The following is an 18,354-nucleotide window of genomic DNA, read 5'->3' on the forward strand; positions in this document are numbered from 1 at the left end:
GCGATGACGAGGACGACGATTTCGACGGCAAGCTCAATCGCATGATCATGGTTGTCGATGATGCCGGCCGCTGCATAGGCTGCGGAGCCTGCGGCCGCGTCTGCCCCAAGAACTGCCAGACGCATGTTGCGGCCGACGAGCTCGCAACATGATCTGGCGAAAACCAGGAGAACGGCGTTGCACTTCATCTTTTTGTCGGCTCGTGGGGCTGGTCCTGTGCAGCAATGCGTCGATGGTTTACTTCGCTTTGGATTCGATCCGTGTGGCAGTCGTCACGACGCTGGCCTGTTCGCTGCTGCTTCAGGCCTGCTATTTCGGCTGCGTGCTCTTTTTCGCGGACGTCGATGATCTGTAGAACTGTTCATTCGCTCCGCAGAGGGCCGGCGAATCCAATCTCTTCCTAAGCCCGTTGGCCGTAATCGAAAGACACGGGGCCGGCGAGTTCGTGCTCAGCTGCCACTGTGCTAGCAAGGGAACGGAATCCAATCCCGGAGCAGATGGCCAGAGTTGAGCGAAGACTGCGGTCGGAGCTCCTGCGCTTCCGGGTCTCCAAGGGGACGACTTTGCGAACCGAAGGGACTTTGAACCGTTGACGTGGCCAGCGTGCGGTAGGTTGGGCCAGCGACAGGGATCCCGGCCGGCCGGGAAGCACCGCCCTCTCAATGTGCGTTGACTTCGCTTCCTTTGGCGAAATGTGGGTAACGGCGAGGGCCGCACTCTTCCCGGGCCGTCGACATTCCCGCCCTTTTGGTGCGTGCGCCGTTAGGCGCGACAATTCGGTGCCCGCGTGTAACTGCGCGCATTCGCCGAAGCTTAGACGTGGTGCATTCCCGCTCGCCCGTTTGGCGGACAGTTCCGGCCGTGCTGGTTTTGCCGCCTAACGCCCGCCGCTCGTCACTGCCACACCCCTCTCCGGCAACGGCTCGGCGCATCGCGCAAGCCGGTTTAGCGATCAGGCCAGGCCCTTCGCGAGTTCCAACGCCTGCCGTTCGAAGAGGCGGCGGTAAATGCCACCATCGAGATTGATCAGGGCGGCATGATCGCCGTCCTCCATGATGCGGCCACGGTCGAAGACGAGCAGCCGATCGAGCGAGCGGACCGTCGACAGCCGGTGTGCGATGACGAGTGTGGTTCGGCCCACCATCAACCGATCCACCGCTTGTTGAATGAGCACCTCGGATTCCGAATCGAGGCTCGATGTGGCCTCGTCCAGAATAAGGATCGGCGCGTTCGCGAGGAAGGCGCGCGCGATCGCCACGCGCTGGCGCTCGCCGCCGGAGAGCTTCAAACCCCTTTCGCCGACCAATGTCCCATAGCCCTTCGGCAGGGGCGCGATGAATTCGTGGGCACTTGCCAGTCGTGCCGCTTGCTCGATCTCGGCCTGGCTCGCGCCAGGCCGGCCATAGGCGATGTTCTCGGCAAGCGACCTGTGAAACAGGATCGGCTCCTGCTGCACGATCGCGATCTGCGAACGAAGGGACTCTTGGGTCACCTCCGAGACGTCCTGACCGTCTATCAGGATCCGGCCGCCGCTCAGGTCGTAGAGTCTCTGGATCAGCTTCACGAATGTTGTCTTGCCGGAACCGGAGGGTCCAACCAACCCAACCCTTTCGCCAGCTTCAATCGACAGCGAACATTCGCTATAGAGCGGCAGGGGATGGTTGGCGTAGCGGAAGTGGACGTTCTCGAAATCGATACGGCCGTTCGTGATCCGGATCGGCTTGGCCTCTGGACGATCGGCAACATCCACCTGCTGATTGTGGATGGCCACCAGTTCTTCCATATCATTAACCGAGTGCTGCACGTTGCGGACATGCATGCCGGCATCACGCAGATAGCCCTGCAGGACGATGAAGGACGTGAGAACATATGCTATCTCGCCCGGCGTTGCCTGTCCATGCGACCACAGAAGCAGGGCATATCCGACCACCGCCACCCTGAGCGCAACCAAAGTTACGCCTTGGGTTGAGCCGATGATCGTTCCGCGCACCCAGCTCCGGCGCGCGCGGTGCCGCCATTTCGTCATGATATTTGCAAGCCGCTCGTCTTCGCGAACCTCTGCGCCGAAGCCCTTGACCACAGCGTTGCAACTGACCGCGTCCGCAAGCGCGCCGCTGAGCCTTGTGTCCCATCGGTTGGCAAGGCTCGCCGCTGGCGCGACATAGCCGAGCGACAGCGAAATCGAAAACGCAAGGTAGACGAGAGAGCCGCAAGCAAAGATCACGCCCATGACCGGCCAGTGCCAGCCGAGCAGCACCGTCGAGCCGATCAAGATGACAAACGACGGGAGCAGCGTGACGAGTATCGTGCTGTTGAGGAGGTCGAGCGCCCACATGCCGCGCGTTATCTTGCGCACTGTCGAGCCGGCGAAGCTGTTTGCATGCCAGTCTGTCGAAAAGCGCTGCACATGATGGAACGCTTCGGTCGCGACGTCGGAAATCATTTTCAACACCAGGTCGCTCAGGCCAATGAAGGCGACGTGGCGCATGGCAATGCCACCGAGTGCCAATGCAATCGGTACAGAGAATGCTGCAACAGCTGAATCCGAAGCTGGTGCTGCCGCATTAGCAGCACGAGAAACAGCGTCGATGAGTCGGCCAGAATAGAGCGGCATCAACACGTCAGCCAGCGTGGAGGCGAGCATCGCGGTCATGATGATCGCGAGCCGGGCCGGCTGCCTGTTCCAGAGGCGAACAGTGAAGGCGAAAACGTCGCGACAAGTGGCGCCGCGCCCATGGACGGGGAAACGTCTCATAGTTTCCAAGCGGGCGCATCAACACGCTCGGTCCCAAAGACGATAAAAGACAAAACTGGAATTTCGACCTCCCCCATAACAGCATCAATTTTGGCGGGCAGCTCTTGCCGCCTCACGACGGTGAGTTCAAAAGTCGTGCCAACTGAGCGGGAACATCCGAAGGACAAATTCAGCAGGTTACCGAGCCTGGAGAAAGTCAGCCGCCATCCAGTCGATACGATTGCTACGGCTGCTCAACTCGGGAGATTGGAAAAGAAGGTCGATGTATCGATTGAATTTTGAGCTTGTTCTTGCCTCGATCAAATAAGTACAGTTGCAATGCAGCTTTCTCAGGCCCGGCACTTAGGTGCTGATTTCAAAAGCGCGCCGCGAATACTTTCCTGCCCATATTCCGTCAATCGAATGCTCGACTGTCGGATTGTGCGCTCCCCGACACAGTGCTGTCGGTTCGCCTCCTGGGTACCTCCCCCGTCGATTGACGACCTGAAGGAGAAGCTTCGCTCGCAAGCTGGCACGACTCTTGAGGGTACTCCAGGTGGCGGAAGGAACTCCGGCTCGAGTCCCGTTGACTTCGGATGTTGCGAGGCTGGGTTGGAGCAAACTGTGCACCAATGAGAACGCAATGAAGGAGACATCATGGAACTCCGGCGGATTGCGGTGGAGTTAGACCTATTCCTCAAGATGACTGATGATGTCGCTCAATCCGAACAGTTGTTCGAACTGTTGTCTGCGTTTGCGCTGAATTTCGATTGCCCGTGGATTGCCTATGGGCCGCTCGCATCAGAGAGGGCTTTCAAGCCGAACCGGGAGGGTTCTGTGGTGATGTGGAATTATCCTGCTGAATGGCAGGAGCGCTACTCGAGAATGGGCTATGCCAAAATAGACCCCCTCATCAAGAAAGGTCGAAAGGAGGCGGGACCCTTTCGATGGAGCGAGGTGTATACTGATGAAAACATAACTGAAGATGGACGCCGCGTCTTGGACGAAGCAGCAACATTCGGCTTGAGGTCAGGCGTTACCGTCCCATTACATGGCCCTGGTGGCAGCTTTAGGTTTGTGAGTTTTGCTCAATCCTCGGACTGCGAATTGCAGAATAGAGCGATCACCTACCTGCAAATGGCCGCGCTGCGGTTTCATCGGATGGTTACGAAGTTCGACACTACGACTGCGTCGGAACGAGCTCATAACCTGTCTCCGAGAGAAATAGAGTGCATTGATTTGGTGTCACAAGGAAAATCATCTTGGGAAATAGGAACTATTTTAGGCAGATCACGAAATACGATAGATTTCCATTTAAAAAATGTAATGCGGAAGTTGGATGCGACCAGCAGAACGGTAGCTGTTGTAAAAGCTTTGAACCTTGGGATTATCCAACCGCCGTAGGTGCGCAGCTAGTTCTCCGCCCGTAGTAGCGCGCGTGATAGCCGAGACGCTCCGGCGTGCGCTCGCTCTTCGAAGCACCCAGCGCCTCGTCCATCTCGGCCTCGAGCACCTCCTGCATCACGGCGCGAATCACCTCGTGCAATCCATCCGGCTTCGAAAGCAAAATGTCGTTGACGCTGCTACGGCGGATTTATCTTCAGGCTTGGTCCTGGTGGCGATGCTGAGTTCGCTTCGCTGAGATTGGGCGGTCATGACAGGGTGGTGTTCAATGTCACCGATTCCTGGAAGAAATTACCATCCGTATTAAGCGACTGACGATGAGTGATGTGTGTCCAAAATCTGACAGCTGTCAGAAAACATTTCGGGTTCAATACAGCGGAGCGTCTTAGCCCTGTCGGGCTTTTCGAAGCCTATCTCGCAGTAACTGCGCGCCAGGCGCACTAGCTCGGCCTTTGCTGGTCGATGTGCGGCAATATAGTGTGAGGGCTGACCCGCATGAGAACACGGAACTCGCTCGATGAAGGATGATCGACGGCATCCAGAAAGCTTCTCTCCGGCGGGTTCGAGGGTGCTGCGCGCGCATCTCGGCGACGGGCCAGCGACCAACGGTTGAGGCTACATCTCCGGAGCGAGTGATGCCTCGAAAGATGCAATGCTGTCTCTGGTCCGACGCGCTGGAAGTTTGTGAAGGGTCGGCCCGGCAAATCGGTGAACCGGGCGGCTTAGGCTGCCAAAAAGGGTAGATGTCTGCGTTGCCTCGGTAGATCAGCAGGCGGTATCAGAAAGCCAAAGGCACACGCACACCATCGTGGCGCTTCGCAGGAAGTAGATGGGAGTAATCACCAGTGATTTTACCGGAACTTCGCTCAGCAAACACAGCCGGCAGGGTTTTGGAGATAACGACGACCACGGGATGCGTCGTAGGATGTTCATATTGTCCCCAGGACAAGTTCGCGGTCCGGCAAAGAAAAGTGTCTCATGCGAGTCATCTGGATCTTGAAGATTTCAAGCGGTGTCTGGCCCGCGTACCGACTTCCGTCGACATTGGTTTTGCGGGATACTCCGAACCTTGGCTCAATCCGGACTGTACCGAAATGGTGGAGCACGCCTTCGCCAAAGGCCATGGCATCAGGATTTTTACGACGCTGGTGGGAATGAACGGGCAGGACCTGCAGCGATTGCAAGCCTTGCGCTTGGGCGTATTCGTGGTCCATGTTTTCGATGACGGCACCTACATGAACAGCCGCCTGGTCGGAGACAAGTATCGCGATCTGGTTCGTCAACTCGTCGACGCGGACATCCCCTTGATCCGATTCGTGGCCTTGGGCGAGCCCCACCCAGATATAGCCGACATTATTCCTACCGAAGCCCTGATAAAAGCGCGGCCGGTGAGCAGTAGGGGTGGAAGCGTCGACCCTAAGATCGTTGCACCACGTCAGCCAGTGGTCGGAGCCCTAACCTGCGTGGACGCACGACAGTATCGGAATGTTCTTCTTCCAAACGGCGACGTTACCCTGTGCTCTATGGATTTTGAACGGCGTCACGTATTGGGCAACCTTCTATATGAGGGTTACTCCGCTCTGTTTGAAAAGCCAGTTTTTCGCGAAATCGTCGACCGCATGAATGGAGCAGATGGTTTTCTGCTTTGCAGGATGTGTGAATTCGCCGACCCAAACGACCGGACCTGAGTGCATGCCGGCCGAGAGGGCGTGCCTGGCAGTGCGGATGGCCCCACGACAGATGCACCTGCCCGCGACGCCATCGTGTTTTCACGTTACGCCAGTATGTTCCTGTAGGCGCGGCAGTGGGCCTCGAGCATTTCGGAGACGAGCTCATCGAAAGGTCTTCGCCTTCCAACCGAGCTTGTCGGCCTGCCTAGCTTGAGGTAACGCCGATCACAGGTCAACCATCGGTCGGATGGAAACAGTGTTAGTCGATCCCGATCAGAGCTTGATTGCTTACTCACGGCTCACCTCGTCAACGCCTTCACCCTCCCGGACGATCTCCTTTTCGACTCGCCTGAAGGCAGCAGCCCAGCTGCGGCCGGGGATGGTTGCCGTCGCGGTAGTGGACGTTCTCGAAACCGATGCGGCCCTTCGCCAGCGCGTCTCCCGGTTGCTTCCGCCTGGCCTACGAACGGGCTTTCCGTCAAGGGGGTCCACGGCGGCCCCGCCCTCTTGATCCGGCGGCTCGGGCCAGTCATCGCGCAAGAGATCGGAATCCGCATTCTTCTCAAAGAGAGCGTGGCTTTCGCTGTGTCATCGGTCATCAAATAGTTTCTTGAATCAGGTTGGTGTCCGCAGCCCGAGGTTGAACGGCGAATATTGATGACCGCCGCGAAGCCGCTCGCTCGCTACGGCGCTATTGAGGAGCGCGCTCGCGAGCGGCTTCGCTACCGCCGAGCGACACAACCTCTGGCGACGCGACCCTGCTGATCTCCTTGGACTCATTCATTTGTCCGGAGCGCTATGGGCAGCGAAGGGTGGGTACGTCAACTACCTGATGCCATAGTAGCGATGCTTTCGCGGAAGCTTTAGAAGCCATCCTGTTGCAGCACATTCGAAAGCATCCGAATGGAGGGCAACGCAACCCAACAATATTTGATGAGGATGCCGGCATCACCAGACCAAACCCAGACCAAACAAAGCTGCCTCCGGCATTCTGCTTCAACGTTAAGCGACGAACATCTGCCGCAAACCACTAGCCATTAAACAGCTCTCTTCTTTGAAAGACTATGTGCAGAGGACTTGATATGGACACCGACGCTTTCACGGCTCATGAATCTAACGTTCGTCGTTATTGCCGGGCGTTCCCCACCGTCTTTACGAAGGCCCTTGGGGCGACGATCTGGGACGAGACGGGTAAGCCCTTTATCGATTTCCTGGTGGGTTCCGGCGCACTCAACTACGGGCACAACAATCCGGATATTATGGCGCCAGCGATTGAATATCTCGTCGGTGAGAACATTCTTCTGTCGCTTGATATGCATACGGCGGCAAAGCGTGACTTCATTGAAGGGTTCGTCGATTGGATCCTGAAACCCAGAGGCCTTTCGTACAAGATTCAGTTTCCCGGGCCGACCGGCACGAACGCCAACGAAGCGGCGCTGGCGCTGGCGCGAAAATACACCGGCCGCTCGAGCGTCATGGCCTTTACGAATGCGTTCCACGGCATGTCGCTCGGCTCTCTAGCGGTGTCGGGCTCGGCCTCAACCAGGGAACTGGGAGGCGTCGCTCGCCACGATGTGATCCGTGTTCCCTATGACGGCTATCCGAGCCAAGCTTTCGATTCCGCCAGTTACATCGACAGCGTTTTGAGCGACCCGGGGAGCGGCATAGAAAAGCCTGCCGCAATCATTCTGGAGACCATCCAGGCCGAAGGCGGCATGAACGCCGCATCCGCAGCTTGGCTCACGGAAATTCAGCGCATTTGCCGTACGCACGGCATTGTTTTTATCGTCGACGATATTCAGGCGGGTGCGGGCCGAACTGGCGATTTCTTCTCATTCGAGTCCGCGAAAATCGAACCGGATATTGTGTGTCTTTCCAAGTCCCTAAGCGGTTCAGGTAGTCCGTTGTCCATCGTTCTGATTCGACCCGACTTGGACATATGGAAGCCCGGAGAACATAGCGGGACCTTCAGAGGCAACAATTTCGCCTTCGTGACGGCAGGAGCCATGTGCAAGATGTGGTCGGATAGGAAATTTACTGCAGGTGTCGAGCGGACAGCCGTCAGGCTGCAAACGCACCTCGATCGCCTGGTTGCGAAATTTCCAAGATACATCGAACAGAAGCGCGGCCGCGGTCTGATGGCCGGCCTGAAATGCCGTTCACCGGCAGTTGTCGGCCGCGTGCACGATGTCGCATTCGAAAATGGCCTTCTTATCGAATCCTCGGGGCCAAATCGCGACGTTATCAAAGTCCTCCCACCGATAACCATCACCGATGCCGAACTCGATCGTGGCATCACCATCCTTGAACACGCACTACAGGAGCAAGACAATGCCTAGTCAGATATCTCAAGTGCCAGCCATCTCGCCGGTTTCGATCAAAGAACGGACCGGGTCGATCAACACGGCGGAGATCATCTCGGTCCTGAAAGGTGAGCTCACCGCTCTGCACATCAAGCAAGCTTTCAGCACCGAAGTAGCCGAGGAGATCACTACGAACTTTATTGGAAGCTCTGGTCTCAGAGAGCGTAAAGATGGTGTGCCCGGACAATATGTCGGCGCATCTCACTACAGGAAGGATGCAGCCACCTATTTCGCAGACGCCGAAAACGCGCGGCCGTACGTCGATGCCCTTTTTAAGAATTTGGTTGACCCGGTTCGAGCAGTATTCAGGGCGTTGAAGCGAGAGCTTCACAACCAGGGAATCGAATTGCGGCTAGCCCGTTCCGAACACGGCCAGGCCAATGTTTGTCGCGGCCTCAGTTGGTCGGGCACAGGCACATTTTCCTTGGATCCCCACGACGACGTCGCTCAAGTCTTACGTGCTGGCGATGATTACGAGCTTTCTGCGGTGGCGCACAATACGGTCGCAGCGCTCAACCTCTATCCCAGCATGCCTGAGGAAGGCGGCAATCTGAAGCTCTGGAGCCACAAGCCGACGGTTGCGGACCGGATATCGCAAGGTGTGGAGACCACTGGATATCCCTATTCGGCAGCCTATCTGGAAGCCGTCCCTTGCCGCGAGTTCGAGCTCAAAACCGGGGATATCGCCCTAATCGATGGCGGCTTCGTTCACGGGGTTACCGGTCAATTAGGCGACGGAAAGCGTCGCCTAGTGCTGAATTGCTTTTTCGGATTTGCGCGGCCTGATCTTGTTCTCTGGTGGACGTGACGTTGGACCTCGCAGCGATCGACTGGCTTGGGCCGTGAGTTGGCGTGGCCAGGCGTGTGACTGCTCATGCTGCCGTCATACAAGCCGAACCTCGAACCGATTGAAATGGCCTTCGCCAGACAGTTTGGGCTGATGCCTTTGCAGGCTACAATTCAGGACTCGCCCTATGAAGAAGCAGTTTACTCCTACAAACGATGTAAGCCTCGCGATCTTTGATCGTCTTGAGTCTGAGGTGCGGAGCTACGTCCGTGCGTTCCCAGTTCTGTTCGATCGAGGCGTCGGCACTGCCCTCATAGCTACAGACGGTCGGGAATACATCGACTTCTTGGGAGGCGCGGGAGCCTTGAATTACGGGCACAACAACCCAGCCTTCACGCGGGCGTTGTTGGACTACATTGCGCGCGACGGAATTGTGCACGGGCTCGACCTTGCTACGACCGCCAAGAAGGCCTTCATCGAAGCTTTTGAGCAGTTTATTTTGAAGCCCCGCGGTCTGTCTTATAAATTGCAATTTACTGGCCCCACAGGTACGAACGCGGTCGAGGCGGCTCTGAAGCTAGCTCGCCAAGTGACCGGCAGGTCAAACATCGTTTCGTTTACGAACTCGTTTCACGGAGTCAGCGCTGGGGCGTTGGCGGCAACCGGAAACACGAAGTTCCGAGATGCTGTCGGCTTTCCCCTCGCGCACGTGACATCGTTGCCGTACGAGGGCTATCTCGGCGCTTCAGACACGATCGAGTATTTCGAGAAGCTTCTCGATGATCCTAGCAGTGGTCTCGGCAAACCCGCTGCGGTGATCCTAGAAGCAGTGCAGGGCGAAGGCGGTGTCAATGCTGCTACCGTTGAATGGCTGCAACGGCTGCGTGATCTGACCTCTCGGCACGAGATCCTGATGATCCTCGATGATATTCAGGCTGGTGTCGGTCGCACAGGGAAATTCTTCAGTTTCGAGGCGGCTGAGATCGTGCCGGACATCGTTACCCTGTCAAAGTCGTTGTCTGCAATTGGAACGCCTATGGCCCTTGTCCTCATGAAGCCTGAACTTGATGTCTGGACGCCGGGTGCGCACACCGGCACGTTCAGGGGCAACAACTATGCTTTCGTCACTGCTCGTGCGGCCCTTGAGACTTACTGGTCCGACTCCAAGTTTGAAGATGAGATTGCTCGCAAATCAGCCATCTTGGCTCAAGAACTCAAGTCGATCGCAGACGACTTCCCCAGCCTTGCTCTGAATGTCCGAGGCCGCGGCTTGATGTATGGACTCGTATCACCAAAGCACCACTCATTGCCGGGGCTCATTTCCCGGGAAGCTTTTCGTCGCGGCTTGGTGATCGAGATCGCTGGCTCGTATGGTGAGGTGCTCAAGTTCATGACAGCCCTTACCATAACCGAGGCTGAACTGCGCCGTGGTCTGTCGATCGTACGCGACAGCATTGGCGCGGTGCAGGACAGCATTTCAGCGGAGTAGGCATTCACTCAGTCCCCCCTACCCAGTCTGGGCTTATCAAGCAAAGGAAATTCCGCTTTAGACGTATGCGATTGTATGGAGACGGACAGCAAAAATGGACACTCGGAGAGCTCAAACAATGGACACCGACCGCTTGACGTGATCGAACGACAGTACGGCATGTGCAAATCAATACACACTTCTTGCTCGTTGCAAGATGAAGGACGACGTCCAGGGCCGGTGAAACCGGTATTCTAATATATTATATAAGTAAGATGGTAATATTGCTGGTTTATCACGAGCGAAGACGAACGGTACACAACACATTAGAAATTAACTTGTATAAGAGGTCCGGTATTTCTTATCCTTTCTGATGAAAAATAGAACGGATTTTGTGCGACGTCGAAGTTTGGCGAGACGAGTGTAAGGCGCGTTCGCGAACCTTACACCGTTACGTTCTGAAGGAGTTGAGATCGTGAGTGATATGACAGCCCGAGACGATGAGATAAGCCTAGCCGAACGCGTAACGCAGCATTTGAAACCGCATTTATGGGCAAAGGCCAACCGGCTCCTTATCCGTAAAGCAATCAGCGAATTTGCACACGAGTTGCTAATTGCTCCTCGACTCCAGCGAATGGAAGGCGACTGGGGGAAGTATGTGCTGGAAAGCGAGACCCCTGGGTTGGAGTATTGGTTCCAGGCTCGGCGCCTCCTGCTAGATCACTGGCAAGTGGACGCCGGCTCTCTGGAGAAAAGGATTGAGGGCAGGCCGGCCCCCCTGGATGCGCTTGATTTTGTTATTGAGTTCAGCCGCCATCTTGGCATAAAGGAAGAGATGATGCCGGTTTACCTGCAGGAGATCAGCAGCACGCTGTATGGCAGCGCGTACAAGCAGGCCAAAACAGAGATATCCGCCGCAGAACTGGCTTTTGCCGATTACCAGATCGTTGAGGCTGGCATGACGGAGGGCCACCCGACCTTTATCGCGAATAACGGTCGCATTGGCTTTGACGCGCTCGACTATAGTCGCTATGCGCCGGAGGTGGGCAGTTCGATAAGACTCATATGGCTGGCCGTCCATAAAGAAATGGCAACGTTTAAGTCCATTTCAACGCTCGACTACGACCTTCTCATGCACGAGGAACTCGGTCGACAGGCGCTGGAACAGTTCGACGCAGCGTTGCGTCAAAAGGGACTAAACTCGACCGATTACATCTATATGCCAGCGCATCCTTGGCAATGGTTCAATCGGCTCTCAACTATCTTCGCGGCGGATATCGCCAACCGGCACATTGTCTGCCTAGGCCAGGGGAAGGACATATATCATGCCCAGCAATCGATCCGCACACTTTTCAATATAAGCGATCCGCATAAACGGTACGTGAAAACGGCGCTGTCGATACTTAACATGGGGTTTATGCGCGGCTTGTCACCGACACACATGCTGGCGACGCCCGCCATCAACGAATGGTTGAAGAATTTGCTCGACAGTGACTCCTATTTAGCCGCCAACGGCTTCAGCATCCTTCGCGAGGTCGCGACGATTGGCTATCGCAATCGTTGTTTCAACACCGCCCTCAAGAAGGACTCCCCTTACAAGCAGATGCTTTCTGCGCTGTGGAGGGAAAGCCCCCTTCGGCAGTTGAAAGAAGGGGAACGTCTGATGACAATGGCGTCGCTGCTTCATGTCGATTACAATGGTGAAGCACTCGTGACAGCCCTCATCAATGCCTCGGGGTTAGACGCCGCCGCTTGGCTACGCCGCTATTTTGAATCTTATCTGGCGCCGCTTCTCCACTGCTTTTATGCTTACGATCTAGCGTTTATGGCACATGGAGAAAATATAATTCTAGTTATGAAAGATCACGCTCCGACGCGAGTTATCATGAAAGACATTGGCGAGGAGCTTCGTATTCTAGGCGGAGATCTCAACGTGCCGGAGGAGATTAAGAGGATCTGCATTCAAGTAAATCGCGACATGAAGCACGACTTCATTTTCACCGACGTTTTCGACTGCTTCTTTCGTTACTTGGCTGTAACACTCGAAGAACATCTTGATTTTCCGTCGACACACTTCTGGCAGCTCGTAAGCGAGTCCATCCTTGGCTACCAGACGAAACATCCGGAATATGACGAAAAATACAGGCAGCATGACCTATTCGCTCCAGAATTTCTGCGACGATGTATGAATCGACTGCAGATACAAAAAAACCAGCAAATGGTGGACTTCGGTGATCCGGGAGAATACCTGCACACCGTCGGCACGCTGAAGAACCCACTGGCGGGCATTCGCAAAGTGACCAGTGCAGGTTAAGCTTGAAGGAGGCGCGTATTTTAAATGAACAATGTAGTTAGCCGGTTTTGGGCCAATACCATACCCCCCCCTTGGGGTAAGCAACCCCTTGCGTAAACGCCGCCGCAGCATGTTGCGCGTATCAGGCGCCCGCTCACCAGCGCGTCGCCTGCTTCCATTCTGAAAGGAGGCGCCTAATTTTTTTATCGCCTTCGGGCCGGCTTTCCAGGTGCCGTCAACACTGACACGGTTAGGCGCCCAAAGCTTGATTTGTGTAGACCTCGCTACCTTAAGCATAAACCTCGTCGAACGCCTTCAATCAAGCACTGCGGCCTTGACGCTCATGCTAGGAGATCATGGCCGCGTTGGAGGTAAGTGCGGCTCTAACTTATGGCTAGAAGGGAGCTTCTCATGTACATTCTAGAAACGCCGCGCCTAATCCTAAGGCCACCGTCGCATAGCGACGAGCTTCTTCTACATGAGCTTCATAGCGATCCATTTGTGGTAAATGCCATGTGGGATGGAGTCTATCCGACCCGAGAGCAATCGAAAGCTAAACTACAACAGTTCATCCATCATTGGCAGAGCAATGGTTTCGGCTTATGGATGGTGTTCGTAAAAGGCGAAGGCCAAGTCGGAAAATTCGCAGGCTACTGTGGATTGATGTACAGTGGCCCGTATCTGCCCGAAGATCCCACTAATGTGGAAACCGTATCGTGCCTCCACCTTGCGTCTTCCGGTAAGGGGATCGCCGCAGAGGCCGGCAGGGCAGCGATCCAGTTTGCTTTCGAGAACCTAACGCTCGAGAAGGTCACTTCATTCATTCGCCCAACGAACACGCGTTCGCTTCGGAAAGCACCGAAAGTAGGCCTTCGCTATGTAAGAGACCGGGTCTACAATAACGTAGTTATGCGATATTTTGAAGTGACAGTCTTGACTGCTGTAAAAATCGAAAAAGTCGTCGTTATCTCTTGTTAGTATCATTGTTTCTCGGAAGACGGTGATGCAAGAAACCGTAGGCGAGCGCTGCTCTCGCCCTACGAACTTGCAATCATTCACACCGACGCACCGGCGTGTCCGGAGATGCATGTGCCCTGGAATTGAGAGCTTGTCGGTTCAGAGATAGTTCAGATGGGTCGCTCGGTCTCGCTTCGGGCATGCCCTCGACCGATTTGGCGATCAAATCGCTCCGTTACAGACGGCATGATGTGGAGCTGCCGCGCCGTAAGTGACCATATCTCAGGCGGTAGGAGGAGCGCTTTGCTGAAGAAGCCCATCACACTTGGTACCTTGATGGGGAGTTGCGTGGTTTTCGATTATATCGTCGTGGGTGGTGGCTCCTCTGGATGCGTGATGGCGAGCAGGCTCTCCGCCTATGGCGCTCGCGTGCTGCTCATTGAAGCTGGCCCTGATACGCCGCCGAATGCCATTCCTGACGACATCCAGGATGGCGACCCAACGCGTGCTTACCTTAATCCCGGTTATCGATGGCAGTCACTCCACGCGACAACGGTGCGAGGTGGCCGCAAGCCTGTCCATTACGAACAGGCGCGCGTCATGGGTGGCGGCTCCAGCATCAATGCCCAAGTCGCCAACCGCGGCGGGCCCGGAGATTACGATGAGTGGGCCTCAAGCGGTGCAACGGGCTGGGGTTGGGAAGACGTGCTGCCCTACTTCCGTCGTCTAGAATGCGATTTGGATTTCGGCGGGGAATTTCATGGCACGAACGGCCCCTTGCCAATCAAACGTGTGCGCCAATCAGACTGGTCGGGCTTCATCCGGGCAATCTCCGATGCTTACGATGCTTTGGGGCTTCATTTCAGGCCAGCCTTCAATGGTGCATTCGGTGATGGCTATTCAGTTGTCCCATTGACCAACCGCAATGGTCATCGGGTCTCCTCCGCGATGGCGTACTTACCCGAAACCGTCCGCTCTCGCCGCAATCTAACGATTTTATCCGAAACGACAGTTGCGCGGCTGACCTTTTTGGGAACAACGGTAACGGGGGTCGAGACGGAGAACAAATCGGGCGTGCAATCGTATAGCGCTTCTTGCGTTATCCTGTGCGCAGGAGCACTCCATTCACCCGCCATATTGATGCGCTCCGGGATCGGCCCCGCGAAGGAATTAGTACAATTCGGAATCCCTATCGTTGCAGATTTGAAAGGTGTGGGCCAGAATCTTCAGGAACACCCCACGATTTGCGTTTCGGCCTATTTGAAGCCGGCCGATCGCTTGTCACCCGGCGTGAGCGAATATATTCAGATGCACGCCCGCTACTCGTCGGGTTACGAAGGCTGCCCGTCGACCGATATGGCAATATCGACTGTTGCCAAATCATCCTGGCACCCGCTGGGGAGGCGCCTCGGCACTCTCGCCGTGTGGGTCAATCGCAGCTACTCGACGGGAACTGTGGCGCTCAAGGGTAGTTCGCATAAAATAGAGCCGGAGGTCGATTTCAACTGGTTGAGCGACAAGCGGGCAGCCGAGCGCATCAAGCAGGGCTTTCGCTTCATAGTCCGCCTGCTGCAGCAAGATTCGCTGTCCTCTGTGGCGCTGGACCCGTTTCCGTCAGCGTTGAATGCGCGAGCGAAGCTGGTGAGCAAGGTCACAAGCACAAACTATGCACTCACGTCATTTCTGGCGCTGCTCATGGACGCGTCGCCGCGGCTGCGCCGTGGGCTGATTAGGCGCGTCATAACGGATGGGGATAGCATTTCCGATCTCGTCAACGACGAGAAACATCTGGATCGGTATATTCGCCAGAACGTCATCCCAAGTTGGCATCCGACGTCGACCTGCAGGATGGGGGCAGCCGCGGATCCTGGCGCTGTGACCGATCCGTCGGGACGCGTTCATGGTATTTTGGGTTTGAGGATCGCCGACGCTTCCGTCATGCCATTTTGCCCTCGGGCGAACACAAACATTCCGACGATTATGGTGGCTGAGAAATTGGCCGACACAACCTTGAGAGACGGCAGACGGAGCTAAATCGCTGCCTGCTTTGCTGCTCGGCTAGTCGTCTCGTCGAGACGGCGGATAACGTCGACAAGCGCTTCCTCAGCTCATGTGCTCCTTGGTGCCGCCAGGCAGAACGCCGAACCCGATGTAGATGGCTTTTTTGCGAACGAAGTCTTCGTCCCTGAGCTTGACCGCTCGACCCGGATAGCGTCGAAAAAGACTATGGGATAGGAAAATTTCGAGCGGTCGGTTTCTGCCATTCGGCCATCGTCCGGGACGGCGTGTGTGATGGACGAGCTCAGGTAGCTGGCGATACCTCGCGTCATAGAGCTCTTCGAGATGGCCGATCCTGCCATGAAACCCGGAGGTCGGCGCTGGTCTGGATTGAGCCTGGAAGTCATAAAGCAATTCAGAATTGTAAATCGCTCTTAGTATCTTGGCCGTGATAATGTTAAACTAACCGCGACGGATGTAACAATATATACAACTATATTAACATACAAATCGTTGTTATCTTCACCAGGAAGCGCTAGAGATCAATTGCTAAGACGGAATCACCGCCCAGCCATCGGCTTAGCCTTAGAATGGGACATCATGTCGACTTTCGTTATTATTGGAAGAGACGGCGCGTTGCCCACATCCAAGGAACTGTCGACTTTGAGAGCCGCGGCAAACACTAATCAACTTAAGCGCCCAAAAAGGGGATTGACTATGACCACGCTGCCGAAAATTTCACTTTCGAAATTGAGAGACGATGCAACGCGACGTGACGAGCGCCAGCGCCTGCAAATGGCATGCCAGGAATACGGGTTCTTCTACCTTGTCGAGCACGGCATCCCCGGGGAACAGATCGCGCAAGCCATTGAGGCTTCCCGGCGATTCTTCGCATTGCCACAGTCGGTTAAGGAACGCTACGGGCACGCCTTTCAGGACGTGTACCCCACTGCCGCCCGTGGATACAGTCCTTTACACGGCGAAATGCTACATCCTGAGGCCGGCTTCGATCCAAAGGAGGTATTCGACCTCGGAATTGAGAACGAAGGCGACCGGCGTCCGTTCTCCGGCCGCACGCGCCTTCCGGATGAAGCCTTGGCTCCTGGCTTCGCAAGAAACCTGCTTGCTTTGCAGGCTACCGTGCTCGCCGGGATTGTCCCCCAGATCGGGGATGCGCTGGCGGACCTGATAGGTATGGAAGAGGCATGGTTCCAACGCCATTTCAGCACGCCGACGCTTGGGCAACGCGTGATACGGTATCCAGCTCGCGGCGGCACTTGCGCAAAGCACACGGATCATGGCTTCTTCACGCTGCTGCTGCAAGAGGAACTCCCCCTGCGTTCCTTGCAGGTGTGGTTCCGCGGTCGATGGATGCCGGTGCCGAGCCTGCCCGATAGTCTCGTAGTCAATCTGGGCGACCTCCTTCAGGTCTTGAGCGACGGCCGCTTCAAGAGTACGCCCCACCAGGTCGTGCATAGTGGTCCGACTGATCGAATTTCGCTGCCCTTCTTTATTTATCCCGAGATCGACGCTCGCCTGACTTCGCGACAAGGGCAGCAAGTTAGTGTTGTAGAAATGATGCTGCGCAACGTTGAGTCAATATGGGTGACTGGGAATGGCGCCGGACGCGCGCGCGAACTGCAATGATTGTCTGCTTTTCTAAAGCATGCGCAATTATGGCGCCGACGCGGTGCAGATCTCCGTGGTAAGCTGGAAGAACTCTCGCATCCGCTAGATTGTCCCGCCGTCGCGCGTGTAGCGCGGCGGTCGGAAGCCCGCTTCGGGATGAATGCACCTATGGTGTCAGATTGTTTGCATCGTGTGGTCGCAGGGAAAGATCGCACTAGATCTGCACCGCTGTCGCAAACGTGCTGCGGGAAAACCTGAGGGAACTTGATCCCATGATAACGCTCGCCCAACTCGCGCTTGACGTATCGCGAACCGAGCTCCCGGGAACCAGTTCCAGCGCGACCACGACGCCGTCACAGGCGGAAAGATCTTATAACACCCGGCGGTCGCGTGCTGCACGTCTTGCGGGCCGGTGGCAGTTATCGCAAGCCGTCAACCTTTCAGGCCGAACACCTCGCGCCCTGGAGCCCATTCTCAGCCGGAGCCCGCCCCTCATGGAGATTCGTCTCGCAGGCACTGCCGACCGCGATGCATGGCGGTCCCTTTGGTACGCATATTGCGCCGACCAAGGTCTCAATTCATCAGAACAGGCGACAGATAGGATCTGGCGGCGCATCGAGCGCCCAGACGAACCGATTAACGCGCTGATCGCGGTCTCAGCAACTGGCGTTACCATAGGTTTTGCTACCTTTGTCATTCACCCGTATACTCTTAGCGATCGTCCGGTCTGTTTTCTCGCAGATCTCTATGTCGACGAGTCTTCGCGGCGCCAGGGGATTGGCCAAGCCATGCTCACGAATCTGGCCTCCTACGGTCGCGACCAAGGCTGGCTGAGAATCTATTGGAATACGGACAGATCAAATTATCATGCGCGGGCGCTCTATGACAAGATCGGTAAATTGAGTCCATACCTTACCTACTACTATGACCTGTAGACTTGCTCTGAGGTCGTAACGAAAGCGCATTGACCTGCCCCAGTCTTTTAAACAGTGGCGAGTAGACTAGAGGTGCAGCCATTTATGTTGCGCACATGGGCTTGCAGCGGAATGTA

14 protein-coding genes and 2 pseudogenes are annotated in these 18,354 nt (G+C 55.9%); 13 read left to right on the forward strand and 3 right to left on the reverse strand.

All coding sequences use genetic code 11. The features are described 5' to 3' along the window. Together EOA19_RS25895 and EOA19_RS25900 are read left to right on the forward strand one after the other, a co-directional pair. Nucleotides 1–152: 4Fe-4S binding protein (locus EOA19_RS25895; RefSeq protein ID WP_164748146.1), on the forward strand; the 152-nt coding region annotated here is incomplete at its 5' end. Beyond that, the gene (locus EOA19_RS25900) at nucleotides 149–355 is read left to right on the forward strand and encodes an exopolysaccharide production repressor protein (RefSeq protein WP_082826584.1); all 207 of its coding nucleotides are present in this window, start codon (nucleotides 149–151) and stop codon (nucleotides 353–355) included. The genes EOA19_RS25895 and EOA19_RS25900, both read left to right, overlap by 4 nt. A gap of 597 nt (nucleotides 356–952) precedes the next feature. On the opposite strand, the gene EOA19_RS25905 is transcribed toward EOA19_RS25900, so the two are convergent. Beyond that, on the reverse strand, nucleotides 953–2,755 hold the full coding sequence (locus EOA19_RS25905) for an ABC transporter ATP-binding protein (protein WP_063169366.1): 1,803 nt from the start codon (nucleotides 2,753–2,755) through the stop codon (nucleotides 953–955). On the opposite strand from EOA19_RS25905, the gene EOA19_RS35415 reads away from it, so the two are divergent. Beyond that, a complete protein-coding gene (locus tag EOA19_RS35415) occupies nucleotides 2,735–3,037 on the forward strand; it encodes a hypothetical protein (protein WP_127262113.1) in 303 nt (100 codons plus the stop codon). The genes EOA19_RS25905 and EOA19_RS35415 overlap by 21 nt on opposite strands. 354 nt (nucleotides 3,038–3,391) lie before the next feature. After that, nucleotides 3,392–4,138 carry a LuxR family transcriptional regulator gene (locus EOA19_RS25910; RefSeq protein ID WP_063169365.1) on the forward strand — a complete coding sequence of 249 codons (747 nt, stop codon included), beginning with the start codon at nucleotides 3,392–3,394 and terminating at the stop codon, nucleotides 4,136–4,138. 16 nt (nucleotides 4,139–4,154) lie between these two features. On the opposite strand, the pseudogene EOA19_RS25915 reads toward EOA19_RS25910, so the two are convergent. Continuing rightward, nucleotides 4,155–4,390: pseudogene (locus EOA19_RS25915) on the reverse strand (transposase); the annotation flags it as partial. 719 nt (nucleotides 4,391–5,109) lie between these two features. Between EOA19_RS25915 and EOA19_RS25920 the strand changes: the two are divergent. The 7 genes from EOA19_RS25920 (at nucleotide 5,110) to EOA19_RS25950 (ending at nucleotide 15,710) form a co-directional block, all read left to right on the forward strand. After that, nucleotides 5,110–5,826: an SPASM domain-containing protein gene (locus EOA19_RS25920; protein WP_224571099.1), complete on the forward strand. Its 717-nt coding sequence runs from the start codon at nucleotides 5,110–5,112 to the stop codon at nucleotides 5,824–5,826. Nucleotides 5,827–6,890: 1,064 nt separating this feature from the next. Further along, a complete protein-coding gene (gene ectB, locus EOA19_RS25925) occupies nucleotides 6,891–8,147 on the forward strand; it encodes a diaminobutyrate--2-oxoglutarate transaminase (RefSeq protein ID WP_063169362.1) in 1,257 nt (418 codons plus the stop codon). Then, the gene (locus tag EOA19_RS25930) at nucleotides 8,140–8,979 is read left to right on the forward strand and encodes a hypothetical protein (RefSeq protein ID WP_063169361.1); all 840 of its coding nucleotides are present in this window, start codon (nucleotides 8,140–8,142) and stop codon (nucleotides 8,977–8,979) included. The genes ectB (EOA19_RS25925) and EOA19_RS25930 overlap by 8 nt, the downstream gene beginning before the upstream one ends. Nucleotides 8,980–9,145: 166 nt before the next feature. Continuing rightward, a complete protein-coding gene (gene ectB / locus EOA19_RS25935; RefSeq protein WP_063169360.1) occupies nucleotides 9,146–10,447 on the forward strand; it encodes a diaminobutyrate--2-oxoglutarate transaminase in 1,302 nt (433 codons plus the stop codon). 463 nt (nucleotides 10,448–10,910) lie between these two features. Beyond that, the gene (locus tag EOA19_RS25940) at nucleotides 10,911–12,740 is read left to right on the forward strand and encodes an IucA/IucC family siderophore biosynthesis protein (RefSeq protein ID WP_063169359.1); all 1,830 of its coding nucleotides are present in this window, start codon (nucleotides 10,911–10,913) and stop codon (nucleotides 12,738–12,740) included. Between the two features lie 390 nt (nucleotides 12,741–13,130). Beyond that, nucleotides 13,131–13,697, forward strand: coding sequence for a GNAT family N-acetyltransferase (locus EOA19_RS25945; protein ID WP_158515808.1), 567 nt, complete (start codon nucleotides 13,131–13,133; stop codon nucleotides 13,695–13,697). Nucleotides 13,698–13,979: 282 nt separating this feature from the next. Beyond that, nucleotides 13,980–15,710, forward strand: coding sequence for a GMC family oxidoreductase N-terminal domain-containing protein (locus tag EOA19_RS25950; protein WP_245486332.1), 1,731 nt, complete (start codon nucleotides 13,980–13,982; stop codon nucleotides 15,708–15,710). Between the two features lie 81 nt (nucleotides 15,711–15,791). Here the strand turns inward: EOA19_RS25950 and EOA19_RS36100 are convergent. Next, nucleotides 15,792–15,935 (reverse strand): annotated as a pseudogene (locus tag EOA19_RS36100) (transposase); the annotation flags it as partial. Nucleotides 15,936–16,391: 456 nt separating this feature from the next. Between EOA19_RS36100 and EOA19_RS25955 the strand changes: the two are divergent. Next, nucleotides 16,392–17,321 (forward strand): 2-oxoglutarate and iron-dependent oxygenase domain-containing protein, encoded by a 930-nt coding sequence (locus EOA19_RS25955; RefSeq protein ID WP_063170383.1) that lies wholly within the window; start codon nucleotides 16,392–16,394, stop codon nucleotides 17,319–17,321. 476 nt (nucleotides 17,322–17,797) lie between these two features. Continuing rightward, nucleotides 17,798–18,238, forward strand: a complete 441-nt coding sequence (locus EOA19_RS25960) for a GNAT family N-acetyltransferase (protein ID WP_158515807.1) — start codon at nucleotides 17,798–17,800, stop codon at nucleotides 18,236–18,238. The last annotated feature ends 116 nt before the right edge of the window (nucleotides 18,239–18,354 follow it).

The sequence above is a fragment of the Mesorhizobium sp. M7A.F.Ca.US.010.02.1.1 genome, assembly GCF_004023085.1.
In the GTDB taxonomy this organism is placed as follows: Bacteria; Pseudomonadota; Alphaproteobacteria; order Rhizobiales; family Rhizobiaceae; genus Mesorhizobium.

Coding starts and splice junctions, on each gene's coding strand:
- EOA19_RS25930 (WP_063169361.1), top strand. CDS start 8,140: ATGCCTAGTCAGATATCTCAAGTGCCAGCCATCTCGCCGGTTTCGATC.
- EOA19_RS25955 (WP_063170383.1), top strand. CDS start 16,392: ATGACCACGCTGCCGAAAATTTCACTTTCGAAATTGAGAGACGATGCA.
- EOA19_RS25945 (WP_158515808.1), top strand. CDS start 13,131: ATGTACATTCTAGAAACGCCGCGCCTAATCCTAAGGCCACCGTCGCAT.
- EOA19_RS25940 (WP_063169359.1), top strand. CDS start 10,911: ATGACAGCCCGAGACGATGAGATAAGCCTAGCCGAACGCGTAACGCAG.
- EOA19_RS25910 (WP_063169365.1), top strand. CDS start 3,392: ATGGAACTCCGGCGGATTGCGGTGGAGTTAGACCTATTCCTCAAGATG.
- EOA19_RS25905 (WP_063169366.1), bottom strand. CDS start 2,755: ATGAGACGTTTCCCCGTCCATGGGCGCGGCGCCACTTGTCGCGACGTT.
- ectB (WP_063169362.1), top strand. CDS start 6,891: ATGGACACCGACGCTTTCACGGCTCATGAATCTAACGTTCGTCGTTAT.
- ectB (WP_063169360.1), top strand. CDS start 9,146: ATGAAGAAGCAGTTTACTCCTACAAACGATGTAAGCCTCGCGATCTTT.
- EOA19_RS25960 (WP_158515807.1), top strand. CDS start 17,798: ATGGAGATTCGTCTCGCAGGCACTGCCGACCGCGATGCATGGCGGTCC.
- EOA19_RS35415 (WP_127262113.1), top strand. CDS start 2,735: ATGGACGGGGAAACGTCTCATAGTTTCCAAGCGGGCGCATCAACACGC.
- EOA19_RS25900 (WP_082826584.1), top strand. CDS start 149: ATGATCTGGCGAAAACCAGGAGAACGGCGTTGCACTTCATCTTTTTGT.